General features: G+C 70.3%; 13 protein-coding genes and 1 pseudogene. 6 read left to right on the top strand and 8 right to left on the bottom strand.

What is annotated here, in order from left to right; translation table 11 throughout:
- Nucleotides 1–2: 2 nt before the first annotated feature.
- The gene (locus tag ACWCP8_RS33400; RefSeq protein WP_451119964.1) at nucleotides 3–788 is read right to left on the bottom strand and encodes a hypothetical protein; all 786 of its coding nucleotides are present in this window, start codon (nucleotides 786–788) and stop codon (nucleotides 3–5) included.
- Between the two features lie 144 nt (nucleotides 789–932).
- Between ACWCP8_RS33400 and ACWCP8_RS33395 the strand changes: the two genes are divergently transcribed.
- Nucleotides 933–1,943 carry a phosphotransferase family protein gene (locus tag ACWCP8_RS33395; protein WP_451119962.1) on the top strand — a complete coding sequence of 337 codons (1,011 nt, stop codon included), beginning with the start codon at nucleotides 933–935 and terminating at the stop codon, nucleotides 1,941–1,943.
- Nucleotides 1,944–1,961: 18 nt separating this feature from the next.
- On the opposite strand, the gene ACWCP8_RS33390 is transcribed toward ACWCP8_RS33395, so the two are convergent.
- From ACWCP8_RS33390 to mshA, 3 genes are all read right to left on the bottom strand, one after another.
- Nucleotides 1,962–3,653: a glycosyl hydrolase family 28-related protein gene (locus ACWCP8_RS33390; RefSeq protein ID WP_451119960.1), complete on the bottom strand. Its 1,692-nt coding sequence runs from the start codon at nucleotides 3,651–3,653 to the stop codon at nucleotides 1,962–1,964.
- 121 nt (nucleotides 3,654–3,774) lie between these two features.
- Nucleotides 3,775–4,284 (bottom strand): type III secretion system chaperone family protein, encoded by a 510-nt coding sequence (locus ACWCP8_RS33385; protein WP_352266792.1) that lies wholly within the window; start codon nucleotides 4,282–4,284, stop codon nucleotides 3,775–3,777.
- A 126-nt stretch (nucleotides 4,285–4,410) separates the two neighbouring features.
- A complete protein-coding gene (gene mshA / locus ACWCP8_RS33380) occupies nucleotides 4,411–5,763 on the bottom strand; it encodes a D-inositol-3-phosphate glycosyltransferase (protein WP_352266791.1) in 1,353 nt (450 codons plus the stop codon).
- Nucleotides 5,764–5,945: 182 nt separating this feature from the next.
- Between mshA and ACWCP8_RS33375 the strand changes: the two genes are divergently transcribed.
- The 3 genes from ACWCP8_RS33375 (at nucleotide 5,946) to ACWCP8_RS33365 (ending at nucleotide 9,675) form a co-directional block, all read left to right on the top strand.
- Nucleotides 5,946–6,722, top strand: coding sequence for a class I SAM-dependent methyltransferase (locus ACWCP8_RS33375; RefSeq protein WP_352266790.1), 777 nt, complete (start codon nucleotides 5,946–5,948; stop codon nucleotides 6,720–6,722).
- Nucleotides 6,723–6,938: 216 nt separating this feature from the next.
- A complete protein-coding gene (locus ACWCP8_RS33370) occupies nucleotides 6,939–8,012 on the top strand; it encodes a C40 family peptidase (protein ID WP_451119958.1) in 1,074 nt (357 codons plus the stop codon).
- A gap of 313 nt (nucleotides 8,013–8,325) precedes the next feature.
- Nucleotides 8,326–9,675: a PP2C family protein-serine/threonine phosphatase gene (locus tag ACWCP8_RS33365; RefSeq protein WP_352266788.1), complete on the top strand. Its 1,350-nt coding sequence runs from the start codon at nucleotides 8,326–8,328 to the stop codon at nucleotides 9,673–9,675.
- On the opposite strand, the gene ACWCP8_RS33360 is transcribed toward ACWCP8_RS33365, so the two are convergent.
- The 4 genes and pseudogenes from ACWCP8_RS33360 to ACWCP8_RS33345 all read right to left on the bottom strand — a co-directional run.
- Nucleotides 9,657–9,992, bottom strand: a complete 336-nt coding sequence (locus tag ACWCP8_RS33360; RefSeq protein WP_030929444.1) for a DUF2516 family protein — start codon at nucleotides 9,990–9,992, stop codon at nucleotides 9,657–9,659. The two genes, ACWCP8_RS33365 and ACWCP8_RS33360, sit on opposite strands and share 19 nt — an antisense overlap.
- A 113-nt stretch (nucleotides 9,993–10,105) precedes the next feature.
- Nucleotides 10,106–10,714 carry a hypothetical protein gene (locus ACWCP8_RS33355; RefSeq protein ID WP_352266787.1) on the bottom strand — a complete coding sequence of 203 codons (609 nt, stop codon included), beginning with the start codon at nucleotides 10,712–10,714 and terminating at the stop codon, nucleotides 10,106–10,108.
- Between the two features lie 27 nt (nucleotides 10,715–10,741).
- The gene (locus tag ACWCP8_RS33350) at nucleotides 10,742–11,182 is read right to left on the bottom strand and encodes a helix-turn-helix domain-containing protein (protein WP_352266786.1); all 441 of its coding nucleotides are present in this window, start codon (nucleotides 11,180–11,182) and stop codon (nucleotides 10,742–10,744) included.
- Between the two features lie 146 nt (nucleotides 11,183–11,328).
- Nucleotides 11,329–12,236 (bottom strand): annotated as a pseudogene (locus ACWCP8_RS33345) (FAD-dependent monooxygenase); the annotation flags it as partial.
- A gap of 534 nt (nucleotides 12,237–12,770) precedes the next feature.
- On the opposite strand from ACWCP8_RS33345, the gene ACWCP8_RS33340 reads away from it, so the two are divergent.
- Nucleotides 12,771–13,127 (top strand): VOC family protein, encoded by a 357-nt coding sequence (locus tag ACWCP8_RS33340; protein WP_352266785.1) that lies wholly within the window; start codon nucleotides 12,771–12,773, stop codon nucleotides 13,125–13,127.
- Nucleotides 13,128–13,488: 361 nt separating this feature from the next.
- Entirely contained in the window at nucleotides 13,489–15,879 is a 2,391-nt protein-coding gene (locus tag ACWCP8_RS33335; RefSeq protein WP_352266784.1) for an excinuclease ABC subunit UvrA, read from the top strand.
- Nucleotides 15,880–16,068: the final 189 nt, after the last annotated feature.

Genomic DNA, 16,068 nt, shown 5'->3' with positions numbered 1-16,068 from the left:
GTTCAGACCAGCTTGGCGAGCTGTGCGTCGACCACCGCGGTCGGCAGTCCGAAGTCCTTGCCCGTGCCGGACGCCGCCAGGTTGAGCGATGTGAACGAGGCGATGGTGGCGCCCTGGCGCACGACCACGAGCTTGAACGGGGCCTTCTCGCCGTCCTGTTCCACCGTCACCGTCCAGGCCGCGGACTCCTCGCCGCCCGAGACCTTCTCCTCCTCGATCCTGACGACCTTCTGCTTGTCGCCGACCACGGTGAGGCCGAAGCCGCCGGAGCACGCGGTGGCCGCGGTGCGCAGGCCGTCGATCGTCTCCTGGGCGCCCTTGCCGTCGTACGAGGAGAGGGATGTCATCGTCGTCGTGATGTCGAAGGCCGCGATGAACGCCTCCTCCGCGTCCGCGCTGTCCTGCTTCTCCTTCTGGTCCATCTTGGGCTCGCTGACGACCTTGCGCTGGTTGGCCGCCACGGGCTTGCCGACCCGGGCGCCCAGCAGTGCGTCGGCGAAGGTGTCACAGGCCTTGTTGTCCACGGTGACGGCGGACGCGGCGACGGCGTCGTCCTTGCCCGCCTTGCTGACCTTGTGTCCCTTGACGTCACCCTGGACCAGCGCCACCTTGTCCAGCTCGGCGGCGGTCAGCGCCTTGGCCACGGCGGGCTCGGCCGCAGCGCTCTCCTTGCTCTTGCCGTCCGCGCCCCCGCTACCGGAATCCGAGCTTCCGCAGGCGGTGGCTGCCAGAGCGAGGGAGGCCGCGCAGGCGGCAACAGCGGCGCGACGTATGACAGTAGATCTCATGGCCCAACTCTATGAGCCGACTGTGGTTTGACGATCAACCAATTCGGGCACAGGAGTTGATCGTAATTGCGTTGTGATCATCTCGTGAAACACCGGGCCGGTGCAGAACAGTCCGGTCCACAACCGGCGCAAAGGGGCCCGCACATGCAGAGCCGAGCAGCCGTCTCCACCGTCCTCGACGACATCGGAATCGGGGCGGACCGCATTGCGGCGTGCAGTCCCCTCACCGGTGGCACGTACAACGCCGTCACCCGCGTCACGCTCACCGACGGGCGGGACTGGGTGGTGAAAATACCGCCGCCGCCGACCGCCGCAGGGATGAGCTACGAGCGCGACCTCCTGGTCAACGAGGTCACCTTCTACTCGGCAGCGGCAGCGACGGGGGACGTCGCGGTTCCCGGCGTCGTGCAGAGCCGGCTCGATCCCGGCTCCGCGACCGGACCGTACCTGATCATGTCGGCCTGCCCCGGGCAGCCCTGGTACGGGATCAGCCCGGCCCTGGCGGACCGCGAGGAGCGGCGGCTCAGGCATGAGCTGGGGCGGCTCGTCGGGCGGCTGCACTCCGTCACCGGGCCCGGCGGATTCGGCTATCCGGCCCAGGCGCTGGGCCCGTTGGCCCCGACCTGGCGGCAGGCGTTCACCGCGATGACGGACGCCGTGCTCGCCGACGCCGACACGTACAGCGCCCGGCTGCCGCGCCCGACGGACCGGATCCGCGCGCTGCTCGCCGCTGCGGCGCCCGTCCTCGGCGACGTCACCCGGCCCGCCCTCGTCCACTTCGACCTGTGGCAGGGCAATGTGCTCGTCGACGGGGAGCCGGGTGCCCGGACGATCGGCGGGATCATCGACGGGGAGCGGATGTTCTGGGGCGACCCGGCCGCCGACTTCGTCTCGCTCGCCCTGCTCGGGGATGTGGAGAAGGACGAGGATCTCCTCGCCGGGTATGCGTCGGTGTCGGGCGGGGCCGTGGTGTTCGACTCGTCCCTGCGGCTGCGGCTCGCGCTCTACCGTTGCTATCTCTACCTGATCATGCTGGTGGAGACCGTCCCCCGCCGCTCCCCCGCCGAGATGCGCGAGTGGGTATGGCGCGAGGTGGGGCCGCAGCTCGAATCGGCCCTGGTGGACGTCGAGTCGGCGCTGCGGACCCGGGGCTGACCGCAGCGCCGACGCCCGTCAGCGCACCAGCGCGCGCTGTGCGTCGTGCAGGTTCGGCGGCCACACCGCTTCCGGTGCGCCGTACGCCTCCAGCCGCGTGTGCAGGTCGCCGGTGAAGTCCGGGACATCGATCTGGTCGAACTCCGTCACCTCGCTGACGCCGACCGTCGCGCTGTACGGGGCGAGCCCGTCGATCCGCATCAGGCCGGCCCGCCCGTTGGTGACCCTGATGTTCCAGTGCGTGAAGCGGGCGCCGAAGAGCGGTCCCGCGCTCGCATCGCCGCCGTGCCGGCCGTTGTTGTTCACCGTGATGTCGGTGCGGACATTGGCGAACGGCATCCCGCGGTGCGAGTCGAACGTCCCCATCTCCATCTCGCCGCGCGACCAGACGTTGTAGCTGGACAGCCCCTCGACATTGATGCCGTGCAGCTGCGTCCCGGCGGGCGCCGGGACGGTGCGCTGAGCGATGGTGAAGTCCTCGATCAGGTTGTCGTGCGAGCCCTCACGGCAGTAGTACGGGTGGTGGGAGCCGCGGCCCTCGACCCGTGTGCGGCGCAGGGTGCAGGCGGACGCGCCGATCAGCCCGAAGCCGTTGTCGACGTGGCGGACGGTGATGTCGTCCGCCCAGCAGTCGTACGCGCACTGGAACGCGACGCCGTTGTATCCCTTGTCGAGCAGGTGCTGCGACTGCGGGGTCTCGACGGCCTCGAGGGTGAGCCCCTCGACGCCCGAGCCGGTCAGCGGGGTGGCGAGCGTGGTCAGGCGCGGGTCCCACTCGGGGCGCACATCCAGCGGAAGCGGGCGCTCCAGGGTGACCTTGTGCCCGTGTACGGCGGTGATGCGGACCGGCCACTCGTAGGGAACGTACGAGGTCAGCTTGGTCTTGTCGTCCCAGTAGTACGCCTCAGGGCCGGGGCCGCCGCCCGCCATGTGCTCCAGGAGGGTGTGGTCGGCGTCGTCGGCGAGGCGGAGCAGGACGATCCCGCCGCGCTTCAGCTGCTTCGTGGACTCGACGGTGATCGACCGGTCGCCGCGGCGGGCGGGTGCGACCGTCGTCAGTGTCTGCCACTCGTCGCGCTTGTTGCCGGTCCAGCCCTCGAAGGGCCAGGCCTTCGCCTTGATGGCGCCGGTGAGCGAGGTCCAACGGTCCTCGGGGCAGAGCCAGATGAGGCCGCCGGCCCAGGACCAGCTGGACTTGTCGCCCCCGTAGCGGCTGCCGTACACGCCGATCAGCTCGGTGAGGTTCTTGGTCGCGTACAGCTTCGTGCGTCCGCTGCCGGCACCGCGCACCACCACATTGCTGTGACCGATCCGGATGATGTCGTCGATGCGGTACGTGCCTGCGGGGATGAGCACCGTGCCACCGCCACGCTCTCCGGCAGCGGCGATGGCACGGTTGATCGCGGGGGCGGCGTCGGCGGAGCCGTCCGGTTCGGCGCCGTAGTGCAGGACGTTGGCGACGACATCGTGGTGCCGGGGGAGGTCGGAGCCGCCCCGGTAGCCGGCCCGGCCGATGAACGGGACCTGGGCGTGGGTGAAGGGGGTGGCGGCGAACTCGCGCCAGAGGGGGGTGACGCCGCCCGGAGCGTGACCGCCCCGGGTAGCCGCCCGGGCGGTGCCGGCGCTGATCACGCCGGTCGCCGCGGCTGCGGCCACGGCCACCGCGCTGCCCAGCAGTCCACGTCTGCTGATGTTCCCCACAGAAGCCATCGAACCGACCCGCCTTTCATGCATGTGAACGACGTTCATGTTTGCGTCGGCGGTGAGCATGCCACGGCGCGGCGGCGCAGCGAAAGAGTCGTGCGCCGCCGAATTGGGTGGACCGAGAAGGTCAGTTGACGGGGCGCTGGGTCAGATGCGTGAACGCGTCCAGATTCCGCGTGGACTCGCCGCGCGACACCCGCCACGCGTACTCCTTGCGGATCGCGCTCGCGAAGCCCAGCTCCAGCAGTGTGTTGAAGGAGCCGTCGGCCGCTTCAAGGACGACGCCGAGCAGCCGGTCCAGCTCCTCGGGGGTGACCACGGAGAGCGGCAGCCGGCCGACGAGATAGATGTCGCCGAGCCGGTCGATCGCGTAACTCACGCCGAAGAGGCGCAGGTTGCGCTCCAGCAGCCAGCGGTGGACCGCCGCGTCGTTCTCGTCGGGGTGGCGGATGACGAACGCGTTGAGGGAGAGCGAGTGCGCGCCGACGATGAGGGAGCAGGTGGTGGACAGCTTGCGGGTGCCGGGCAGCTTCACGACGTAGCTGCCGGCCTCGGGGCTCTCCCACTCGAGCTCGGCGTCCTTCAACGTCGCCTCGATGACCTGCGCTGTTGCCGCTGCGGCGGATACGTCAGCCATGGGGTGAGCGTACGTCAGGGGTGGCTGCGCGCGTGCGTCGGCCGGGATGCGCGCATGGGTGCGGGCGCGGGTGCGCGTGGGTCTGCCGTGGCGCATGCGTGCCTCGGCAGAGGGCTCGCGCGTGTGTCAGCCGTGGTGCACGCGTACGCGACGGCGGTGCTCGTGCAGCGCGGCCGTGTAGACGTCGGCGGTCGCGGACGCCGCCGTGTCCCAGCCGAAGCCCTGCGCATGCGCGGCGGCCGTCGCACCCATCCTGGCGACGAGCTCCGGCGACTCGGCGAACCGGGCCAGCTGCTGCGCGTACGCCTGCGGGTCGTGCCCGGGGATCAGGAAGCCGCTCGCCCCGTCCCGTACCGCCACCGGCAGTCCGCCGACGGCCGCCGCGACGACCGGGGTGCCGGCCGCCTGCGCCTCTATGGCGACCAGGCCGAACGATTCGCTGTACGAGGGCATGACCAGCACGGACGCCGCCCGGAACCAGTCGGCGAGCTGGTCCTGCCCGACCGGCGGGTGAAACCGTACGACATCCGTGATCCCGAGCCGCGCCGCCAGCTTCTGCAGTCCCTCCGGCTTGGCGAGCCCGCTGCCGCTGGGGCCGCCGACCACCGGTACGACCATCCGGGACCGCAGCGACGGATCGCGGTCCAGCAGCACGGCCACCGCGCGCAGCAGCACATCGGGGGCCTTCAGCGGCTGGATACGGCCGGCGAAGAGCGGGACGAAGGCGTCCTGGGGCAGTCCGAGGCGGGCCCGGGCGGCGGCCCGGCCGTCGGCGGGCCGGAAGCGTTCCAGGTTGACCCCGGGATGGACGACGGCGACGGCCGCCGCATCGGCCTCGTAGAACCGGACGAGCTCGTCCGCCTCCCCCGCGGTGTTCGCGATCAGCCGGTCGGCGGCGCTGACGATCTGGGTCTCGCCGATGACCCGGGCGGCCGGCTCCGGGATGTCGCCCTCGGCGAGCGCCGCGTTCTTCACCTTCGCCATGGTGTGCATGGCGTGCACGAGGGGAACGCCCCAGCGCTGCGCGGCGAGCCAGCCGACATGGCCGGAGAGCCAGTAGTGGGAGTGGACCAGGTCGTAGTAGCCCGGGCGCTGGCCGGCCCAGGCCTGCATCACCCCGTGGGTGAAGGCGCAGAGCTGGGCGGGCAGGTCCTCCTTGGCCAGACCTTCGTACGGCCCCGCGTCGACGTGCCGCACCAGGACGCCGGGCGCCAGCTCGACCGTCGGGGGCAGGGCGCCGGTGGTGGCCCGGGTGAAGACCTCCACCTCGATGTTGATCGCGGCGAGCCGTTTGGCCAGCTCCACGATGTAGACGTTCATGCCGCCCGCGTCGCCCGTGCCCGGCTGGTGCAGCGGGGAGGTGTGCACGGAGAGCATCGCGATGCGCCGCGGTTTGCGGTGACTGCCGGGGAAGGCGCCTGGAAACCTCAGGCGTGGCGCCATGCGGTTGCTGCCGAGCCGAGAGACGTACTGGCTCACGTCGTCCGGTCCTCCTCGCTCGGGGCATGACACCGAAGGGGCATGCGCCCCCTCGGAAGCCTGGAACAGCGAAACGCACCCTTTCATTTCCACTTCCGCTTCCGTTTTGCCAAATCATTACGATCACCTACGGCGCGTCACCGCGGCCCGCCCGGGCCCGCGGGATCGTTAGGCTCGCTGTCATGCGCCCCATCGGCACCGCGACCCGCGGGACCACCAACCCGAACCGGCTCCGCCGCATGGACCGCTGGATCGCCGCCACGCACGGCCCCGCCCTGCGCCGCTCCGACGCCCCCGTCGCGGTCGACCTCGGATACGGCGCCGCCCCCTGGACCGCCGTCGAGCTGCTGCAACGCCTGCGCACCGCCGAGCCGCGCACGGCGGTGGTCGGCATCGAGATCGATCCGGAGCGGGTCGCAGCAGCGAAGCCGTACGAGCGCGAGGGGCTCACCTTCGTCCACGGCGGCTTCGAGATCCCGCTGACCGGCCGCCCCACCCTCATCCGGGCGGCGAACGTGCTGCGCCAGTACGACGAGGGTGAGGTCGCCGCGGTCTGGCGGCGGCTGTGCGCCCGGCTCGCCCCCGACGGGCTTCTGGTGGAGGGCACCTGCGACGAGATCGGGCGCCGCCATGTATGGGTGGCGCTCGGCCCGGAAGGCCCGCGCACGGTCACGTTCGCAACCCGCCTCGGCTCCCTCGACCGCCCCTCCGACCTGGCGGAACGCCTCCCCAAGGCGCTGATCCACCGCAATGTGCCGGGCGAACCGGTCCACGCGTTCCTGCGCGACTTCGACCGGGCGTGGGCCGCGGCGGCTCCGTACGCCTCACTGGGCGCGCGGCAGCGCTGGATCACCGCGGTGCGCACGCTGTCGGGGGACTGGCCGCTGACGGACGGGGTACGGAGGTGGCGGCAGGGCGAAGTCACGGTGAAGTGGGAGGCGTTGCGGCCCGAGCGGTAGCCGAACAAGCCCGGAGCGGTGGCCCGACGGGCACCGACCGGCGGCCCACCAGGCACTGAACGGGTGCGGTTCGGGGCGCATCCGGGAACACGGACGCGACGCCGTTCGTCCGAGATGACGGGGAATGCCTCTGTTGCTTTTCGGTACGGCATGGCACGATCGCGACGCCGCGAAAAGTTACTGACGGTAAATCAGATCCGCTCGGAGGGGGAGCTTGTGAACCGACGTCACTGTGCCGCTGCCGCGATCACTCTGGTCTGCGCTCTGGCCGTACTGACCGTGCCGACCCAGGCGTTCGCCACACCCGCACCGCCTTCCCCCTCCCACTCCCCCACCACTCCATCAGCTCCGCAAAGGAAGAGCCTCGAAGAGGTACGCAAGGAGATCGACGCCCTCTACCGCAAGGCCGGGGCGGCCACCGACGCGTACAACCTCGCCGAGGAGCAGGCGAAGAAGCAGTCCGGCGAGATCGTCAAACTGGCGCAGGCGATCGTCGCGGGACAGGCGAAGATCGCCGACCTCAAGAGCAGGGCAGGGGCCCAGGCCCGCGAGCAGTACCGCACCGGCGGGCTGCCGCCGGGCGCGCAGATGATGCTCAGCGACGACCCGCGGATGTTCATGGACGGTGTGAACAGGGTCTGGCAGGGCCAGCAGGCCGCCAAGGGGGTCCTAGGCGAACTGACCAGGACCCAGGAGGACTTGGAGACGTACACCAAGGACGCGAGCAGCAACTGGAAGAAGCTCGAGGCCAACCGTCTCAAGCAGGCCAAGGCCAAGAAGCGGATCAACGGGCAGATCGCAGCGGCGAAGAAGCTCGAATCGCAGCTGGAGAAGGAGGAGCGGGCACGCCTCCTCGAGCTGGAGCAGGAGGCGGAGTACAAGGCGCAGACCGCCTGGCTCGGCTCCGGCGCCCTCAAGGAGATCAACCGCGAGGCCAGCGCGCACGGCAAGAAGGCGGTGGCCTTCGCGACGGCCCAGATCGGCAAGCCGTACGTCTGGGGGGCCGAGGGACCCGGATCGTACGACTGCTCGGGCCTGACGTCCCAGGCATGGGCGGCGGCGGGACGGCCGATCCCGCGCACCTCGCAGGAGCAGTGGCGGCAGCTGCCGCACATCGCCGTCAAGGACATGCGCCCCGGTGACCTGATCATCTACCACGGTGACGCCAGCCATGTGGGGATGTACATCGGCGACGGCGCCATCGTGCACGCACCGCGCCCGGGGCGGAACGTGACGCTCGCGGGGGCGGGCTCGATGGAGATCCTCGGGGTGGTTCGCCCGGACCGGTGACCCGGCCACGCCGGTACGGATACGGGCGGCCCCGCGCGAGTGACCCGGACCACGCGCTCACCCCCCGCGCCGTGAGGCACGCCACCCGCACCCACGCCGCAGGGGTGATGTTCGTCATGACCCTCGGACCGCCCATGGGCGCGCATTTCTCGCCGGATCCGTGACGGGACGCGGCTTATGGCTCCCCATATGCCGGATGGCGGATGACATTCGCCATTCCGTTCGCATGTCCGGTACCGCTATGGTCCCGGTCTGGTGGGTCGTCGATCGTCGTCCCGCCGCGCCCTCGGGGGGAGGGAAGGAAACCGAACCTATGCCCGTACCCGTACCGCAGCAGCGTGTCGCTCCCACTGCGGAGACCACCCACGTCGCCCACCTCACCCTCCTGGTGATCGAGGACGACCCGGCGGGCACCTTCACCGTCCCCGAGCTCCCTGCTGCGGCCGGCACTCGGGTCCGCATCCGGACCGCCCGCAATCTGACCGAGGCGGGACGGCTCCTCACGGACGACGTCGACTGCATCCTGCTGGACCTGGCCCTGCCGCCCAGCAGCGAGACACGCGCCGACGAGGATGCCGAGGGGCACACCGAGCTCGCCTCCCTCAAGCACGTCCTGCGCATCGCACCGCGCCACGCCGTCCTCGCGCTCACCGCGGAGGACGACACCGAGCTGGCCGCCGAGGCGGTACGCGTCGGCGCCCAGGACTACCTCTTCCGCGGCGAGCTCGACGGGCGGCTGCTCACGCGCGCCATCCGCTACGCCGTCGAACGCAAACGCGCCGACGTCGCGCAGCACCAGCTCACCGAGTCGAAACTGCGCGCCCAGGAGAACGCCCGGCTGGAACGCGGCCTGCTGCCCACCCCGCTCCTGCAGGGCTCCGATCTGCGGTTCGCCGCCCGCTACCGCCCCGGCCGCAGCCGTGCGCTGCTCGGCGGGGACTTCTACGACACGGTCCGCACTCCCGACGGCACCGTCCACGCGATGATCGGTGACGTCTGCGGCCACGGCCCGGACGAGGCGGCGCTCGGCGTCGAGCTGCGCATAGCATGGCGGGCGTTGACGCTGGCAGGACTCTGCGGCGACGAACTGCTCTCCACGCTCCAGCAGGTTCTGGAGCACGAACGGGAGAGCGAGGAGATCTTCGCGACGCTCTGCACCGTCGACATCACCCCCGACGGCCGGCGCGCCGGGCTCTGCCTGGCGGGCCACCCGGCCCCGCTGATCACTCGCCACGGACGGGCGGCGCAGCTGCTCCCGTACGAGGACGGCGGCCCGGCGCTGGGTCTGCTGCCGCACGCCCGCTGGCCGCGCCGCCAGGTCGAACTGGGCGGGTCGTGGAGCCTGATGATGTACACGGACGGGCTGATCGAGGGCCGCGTCGGGCCGACCGGAACCCAGCGGCTCGGCCAGGAAGGCATGGTCGCGATGATCAACCGTCAGCTGGCGGAGGGGCTCAGCGGCGAGGCGCTGCTGGAGGCGGCCGTCGCCGAGGTGCGCGAGCTGAACGGCGGCGAACTCACCGACGACGTCGCGGTCCTGCTGCTCGACCGCGACCGGAGCACCGACCGGAGCCGCAATGGTGATCTGGGCCGGAGCGCGTCCCTTCCGCGCCCCCGCCCCGGATCGGCGTCACCCGTGGGCGCTCAACGACCGCCGTTGTAGGGCCCGTACGGCCCGTCGCTGCTGGAACCACCGCGCCGGCCGCCGCCACCGGAGACCGCCTTCAGTGCGGGCCGTACGTCGACCATGAAGACGATCGATGCGACCGCGCCCGCAAGCTGCAGGAACAGCATCGGTACGAAGAGGTTCACGGCAACGGTGATGCCGAGAATGATCAGCCAGAAGGACTTCTTCTGCTTGTCCGCGGCGCGGTACGCATCCTCGCGTGCCGTCGCTGCCAGGAAGAGCGCGACCACGGCCAGGACGAGCATGATCAGGTAGAGCAGCCAGACAAGTGTGCTGAACCCCGTGAGCAACATGGTGTGCACCGCCTAATGAATGGATGAGCGCCTCGCCGCCAAGGTACCGGGACAACGAGCCGGCCACCCCGAAAGGTGCCCGGCCCGCGCCCCGGTACACATCGGCCGCGGCGCTACTTGGCGGTCGGCGGCGTGGGCTTCTTCGCTACGGGCTTGCGCGCGGGCGTCGTCGCCTTCTTGGCGGGCGTGCCGGACGTCCGGGTCTCCGTCTTGGCAGCGTCCTTCGGCTCGCTCTTCGCGGCAGGCGCCGGCTTCGGCTCGGACTCCCGCCGCGGCTCGACCACGACGGCGATCTCGACAAGATCCTCGGCGGTCTCGCCACGCCACGTCTTCACGGTCTGCTCGCCGCGCTCGGCGACCTTCTCGTACGTCTCCCGGGCCCGCACCGCGTACTCCGCGGCCACACCCAGGCTCCGCAGCGCCAGGTCCTGAGCGGACTCACCGAGCTTCTTCAGATCGGTGTCGAGCGACCCGAGCACCTCGGTGACCTTGGCCTGCACGGTGGCCTGCGCCTCCTTGGCCTGCGTGGTCACCTTCTCCTGCACGGCCCGCGGGTCGGCGTTGCGCACGGCCTCGAACCGCTCGGGCGCCTCGGCCCGCAGCTGCTCGATCAGTGCCGGGACCTTCCGCGCCTGCTCGACGGCGAGGTCGGCCGTACCGGCGGCGAAGTAGAGAGGGGTCGGGTCGGTGAGGGTCTTACGCAGGTCATCGGTGATGGCCATGACTGTGGTCCTCCCGGATCATCAGAATCAGTTTGAGGGTGGTGAAGGCTTTGAAGCTGTATCGGCATCTGTGCCGTCGGCGCTGAGGCCGGATTCGTCATCGGTGTCCCCGGAGCCGGAATCGAATCCGTTCTCCTTGCGGAAGGAGTCGTAGATCTGCAGCAGCACGTTCTTCTGCCGCTCGTTCATGGACGGATCGGCCAGGATGACCGCCCGGGTCTCCAGCTCCTCCCGCTCCCGCTCGTCCAGAATCCCGGCCCGCACATAGAGGGTCTCCGCGGAGATCCGCAGCGCCTTGGCGACCTGCTGCAGCACCTCGGCGCTCGGCTTGCGCAGCCCGCGTTCGATCTGGCTGAGATACGGATTGGACACCCCGGCAGCATCGGCGAGCTGCCGCAGCGAGAGCTGAGCAGTGCGGCGCTGCTCGCGCAGGTACTCGCCGAGATTGCCGACGTTGAGTGATGCCATGACTCGATAGTGCGCCATCACTGCTAACTATTGCAAGCACATGCTTGCAATAGTGTTCCGCGTCACGGTACGTGACCGACCGCGTCCGAACGCGACAGGTGTCGTAGGTGCAGGACACCTGTCGTGTCCCGCCTCATGCGACGCGCTCAGCCGACGGCGGCGCCGAACCATCTCGGCATCCGGCTGAGCAGATCTGCCTGATCTTCACCGACCCACGCCACGTGGCCGTCCGGCCGCAGCAGCACCGCGGGCGCGTCCAGTTCCTCGCCGGCGTCGACGACGTGGTCGACCCGATCCGCCCAGCCCCCCACCGAGAGCCCAGCTTCCAGCCGAGGTTGAACGCGTCCTGCACGCCGAGGTTGAGCCCCTGCCCGCCGGTCGGCGGGTGGATGTGCGCCGCGTCGCCGGCCAGCAGCACCCGGCCGACCCGGTAGCGCTCGGCCTGCCGGGTGGCGTCGCCGAACCGAGACAGCCAACGCGGCGAGTGCACGCCGAAGTCGGTGCCCGCGACCGCCCGCAGCTGGTGCTTGAACTCCTCGAGGGTCGGCGCGGTCGCACGGACCTCGGCCACGCCGTCGGCGGGCACGATGACACGGTGCGTCCCGTCCCCGTTGGGGATGGTGCCGAACCGCAGTTGGGTCTTGCGGACTTCCGCGACGACGGCGGCCACCGTCGCCGGATCCTCGGCCATCTCCATGTCGCCCAGCAGCGTCTCGACCTTGGCGGGCTCGCCGGGGAAACCGACGCCGAGCAGCTTGCGCACCGCGCTGCGGCCGCCGTCGCACCCGACGAGGTACCGCGAGCGCAGGTGCGCGCCGTCCGCCAGTTCGACGGTCACCCCGTCCTCGTCCTGGCTCAGCCCGACCACTTCGCAGCCGCGCCGGATCTCGGTCCCGAGTTCGAGGGCACGCTCGTTGAGCAGCCGCTCGGTGACCGGCTGCAGAGTGGAGAGGCCGTACGGGTACGCCGTGTCCAACCGGTCCGGCCACGGCTTTTGGATGCCACCGAAGAAACCGCCGACCTGGAACTTCTCACTGACCGCGAGGAACCGTTCTCCTTGCCTTTTCTTTTTGTCGCCCGCTGCGGACGGACAATCTCCTCGCGAAACGGCGGCGCGCCGCGTGCGGTGATGCCGCGATCCCGGAGAATTTGTCATACGCCTGCGAGATGCGGCCACGGAGCGAGAGGTTCTCCACCCTCTTCGGCAAAGCCGGCTCGAAAGCTATTCGTTTCGGCATCCTCGGAAGAAATCGGCCGTGCGGTGTGCTGCACGGTCCCCTCGACACTGCTCAGGCTCACCGACGCTGCGCAGGACAGTTCCGCGCGCGACGGCGGGGATCCCGTCGTGCGTCGCGTAACACGTGACCGGACCGATCAGGATTCGAGAAGCACGGACCCCCGAGCCGCAGCTAGCGTGACCGCGCGGAGGTGATTCCGGTGGTTCTCCTTCTCTTGCGGGCCGGACCCGGTCAAGACGAACGGCCAACGGCGAAATCACCATCCGGGGCGATGGGCTGCCGATTTCCGGACTCCCCGTTCGTACCTGCGCCAGAAAATCCCGACCGGACCCAGGACTTCAGGAGTGACCATGACCGACTCTGCCACCCAGGGAATCAAGACCGTGCTGCATCCCGTCTCCGACCTGGCGGCGGCCAAGAAGGTGTACGCCGCCCTGCTCGGCGTACCGCCGCAGACCGACGAGTCCTACTACGTCGGCTTCGAGGCCGCGGGCCAGCACATCGGGCTGGTGCCGGGCGGCGGATCGCAGGGCATGACCTCGCCGGTGGCCTACTGGCACGTGCCGGACATCGAGGCGAAGCTGGCCGAGGTGACCGCCGCGGGTGCCACCGTGAAGGAGCCCGCTCACGACGTCGGTGGCGGCCGCCTGGTGGCCACCGTCACCGACCCCGACGGCAACGTCCTCGGGCTGCTTCAGGACCGATGAGCGCCGGCTGAGTGCCGACCCCGCTCCCGCGTCCCGGTCCACCCGCGAGGTGTCCGTGACCGAGGGCGAAGTCGAGGTCCTCGAGATCGACGCACTGAGGCAGGAGCAGGGTGGCCGGTTCACCGCGCACACCGGCCTCGACCCGCGTGCGTCGGTCACCCTGTACCCGCTCGTTCCGCTTCGCCCCGCTCGTCGCCGGCCGGTCCGACACCCCGGCGGGCGGGACGCGTCGCCCGGAACCGGAGGTTCCACGGCCGAAGCAAAAGAGAAGACAGACGTACTGCTCGAATTTTGGTTGGATCGAGCCAGGCGACACCGACGGAGACCGCGAAGGCGGGCCCGCCCAACAGATGGAGACACCATGAGCCCGGCCAAGAGGAAGAACACGCAGTCGCCTGCGCTGCACGCTGCCGACAGCCACGATCTGCTCCGCGTGCACGGCGCGCGCGTGAACAATCTCAAGGACGTCAGCATCGAGATCCCCAAGCGCCGCCTGACGGTGTTCACCGGCGTCTCCGGCTCGGGCAAGAGCTCGCTGGTGTTCAGCACGATCGCCGCGGAGTCGCAGCGGATGATCAACGAGACCTACAGCGCCTTCGTGCAGGGCTTCATGCCGACGCTGGCGCGGCCGGAGGTCGACGTACTCGAAGGGCTGACGACCGCGATCATCGTCGACCAGCAGCGGATGGGGGCCGACCCCCGCTCCACCGTCGGTACCGCCACCGACGCCAACGCGATGCTGCGTATCCTCTTCAGCCGGCTCGGCACGCCGCACATCGGCCCGCCCAGCGCGTACTCCTTCAACACCGCCTCGGTCCGGGCGAGCGGTGCGATCACCGTCGAGCGCGGTGCCAAGAAGACGGTGAAGGCGACCTTCAACCGCACCGGCGGCATGTGTACGCGCTGCGAGGGCCGGGGCGCGGTCTCCGACATCGATCTCACCCAGCTCTACGACGACTCCAAGTCGCTCGCCGAGGGTGCGTTCACCATCCCCGGCTGGAAGTCGGACAGCCAGTGGACCGTGGGGCTCTACGCCCAGTCGGGCTTCCTCGACCCGCAGAAGCCGATCAGCAGGTTCACCGAGAAGGAAATGCAGGACTTCCTCTACGGCGAGCCGACCAAGGTGAAGGTCAACGGTGTCAACCTCACCTACGAAGGGCTGATCCCCAAGATCCAGAAGTCGTTCCTGTCCAAGGACAAGGAAGCGATGCAGCCGCACATCCGTGCCTTCGTGGAGCGCGCGGTCACCTTCACGACCTGCCCCGAGTGCGACGGCACCCGGCTCAGCGAGGGGGCCCGGTCGTCGAAGATCAAGCGGATCAGCATCGCCGACGCCTGCGCGATGGAGATCCGCGACCTGGCCGAATGGGTCCGCGGCCTCGACGAGTCGTCGGTGGCGCCGCTGCTCACCGCGCTGCAGCACACCCTCGACTCGTTCGTGGAGATCGGCCTCGGCTACCTCGCGCTCGACCGGCCGTCGGGCACGCTGTCGGGCGGCGAGGCGCAGCGCGTCAAGATGATCCGCCACCTCGGCTCCTCACTCACCGACGTCACCTACGTCTTCGACGAGCCCACCATCGGCCTGCACCCCCACGACATCCAGCGCATGAACGGCCTGCTGCTGCGGCTGCGGGACAAGGGCAACACGGTGCTGGTCGTGGAGCACAAGCCCGAGGCCATCGCGATCGCCGACCACGTCGTCGACCTCGGCCCCGGCGCCGGTACGGCGGGCGGCGCCGTCTGCTTCGAGGGCACCATCGAGGGGCTGCGGGCCAGCGGTACCGTCACCGGCCGCCACCTCGACGACCGGGCCGCCCTCAAGGAGACGGTGCGCAAGTCCACCGGCACCCTGGAGATCCGCGGCGCCACCCGCCACAACCTGCAGGGCGTCGACGTCGACATCCCGCTCGGGGTGCTGTGCGTCGTCACCGGCGTCGCCGGCTCCGGTAAGAGCTCACTGATCCATGGCTCCGTCCCCGCCTCCGCGAGCGTGGTGTCGGTCGACCAGGCGCCCATCCGCGGCTCGCGACGGAGCAACCCGGCGACGTACACCGGACTGCTCGACCCGATCCGCAAGGCGTTCGCGAAGGTCAACGGCGTGAAGCCGGCCCTGTTCAGCGCCAACTCCGAGGGCGCCTGCCCCAACTGCAACGGCGCCGGCGTCATCTACACCGATCTGGCGATGATGGCCGGCGTGGAGACCACCTGCGAGGACTGCGAGGGGAAGCGGTTCCAGCCGTCGGTCCTCGAATACACCCTCGGCGGCCGCGACATCAGCGAGGTGCTCGCGATGTCGGTGACCGAAGCCGAGGAGTTCTTCGGCGCCGGCGAGGCGCACACGCCGGCCGCGCACAGAATCCTCGACCGGCTCGCCGACGTCGGGCTCGGCTACCTCAGCCTCGGCCAGCCGCTCACCACGCTGTCCGGCGGCGAGCGGCAGCGGCTCAAGCTGGCCACCCACATGGCCGACAAGGGCGGCGTCTACGTCCTCGACGAGCCGACCACCGGCCTCCACCTCGCCGACGTCGAGCAGTTGCTCGGCCTGCTCGACCGGCTCGTCGACTCCGGCAAGTCGGTCATCGTCATCGAGCACCACCAGGCGGTGATGGCGCACGCCGACTGGATCATCGACCTCGGCCCCGGCGCCGGCCACGACGGCGGCAAGATCGTTTTCGAGGGCACGCCGGCCGACCTCGTCGCCGACCGCTCCACCCTCACCGGTGAACACCTCGCGGACTACGTCGGCACCTGACCGAGGCCCTCGCGACATCAGGCATCTCGAGGGCGGCGAGATCGGCAGGGAGGACGCCGAGGCCCGGCCGGCTTCGCCCGAGGCGAAGGAGTTCATGACGCGGTCGGTCGAGAAGTGGGGCGCCGCGTTCGCCGCCCCGGGCGCGGACGCGGGGGTCGTGGCGGCCACGACGGCAGCGACGATCGGGGT

It is taken from the genome of Streptomyces sp. NPDC002206 (genome assembly GCF_053593595.1).
This window is presented reverse-complemented; position numbering and strand designations above follow the sequence as displayed.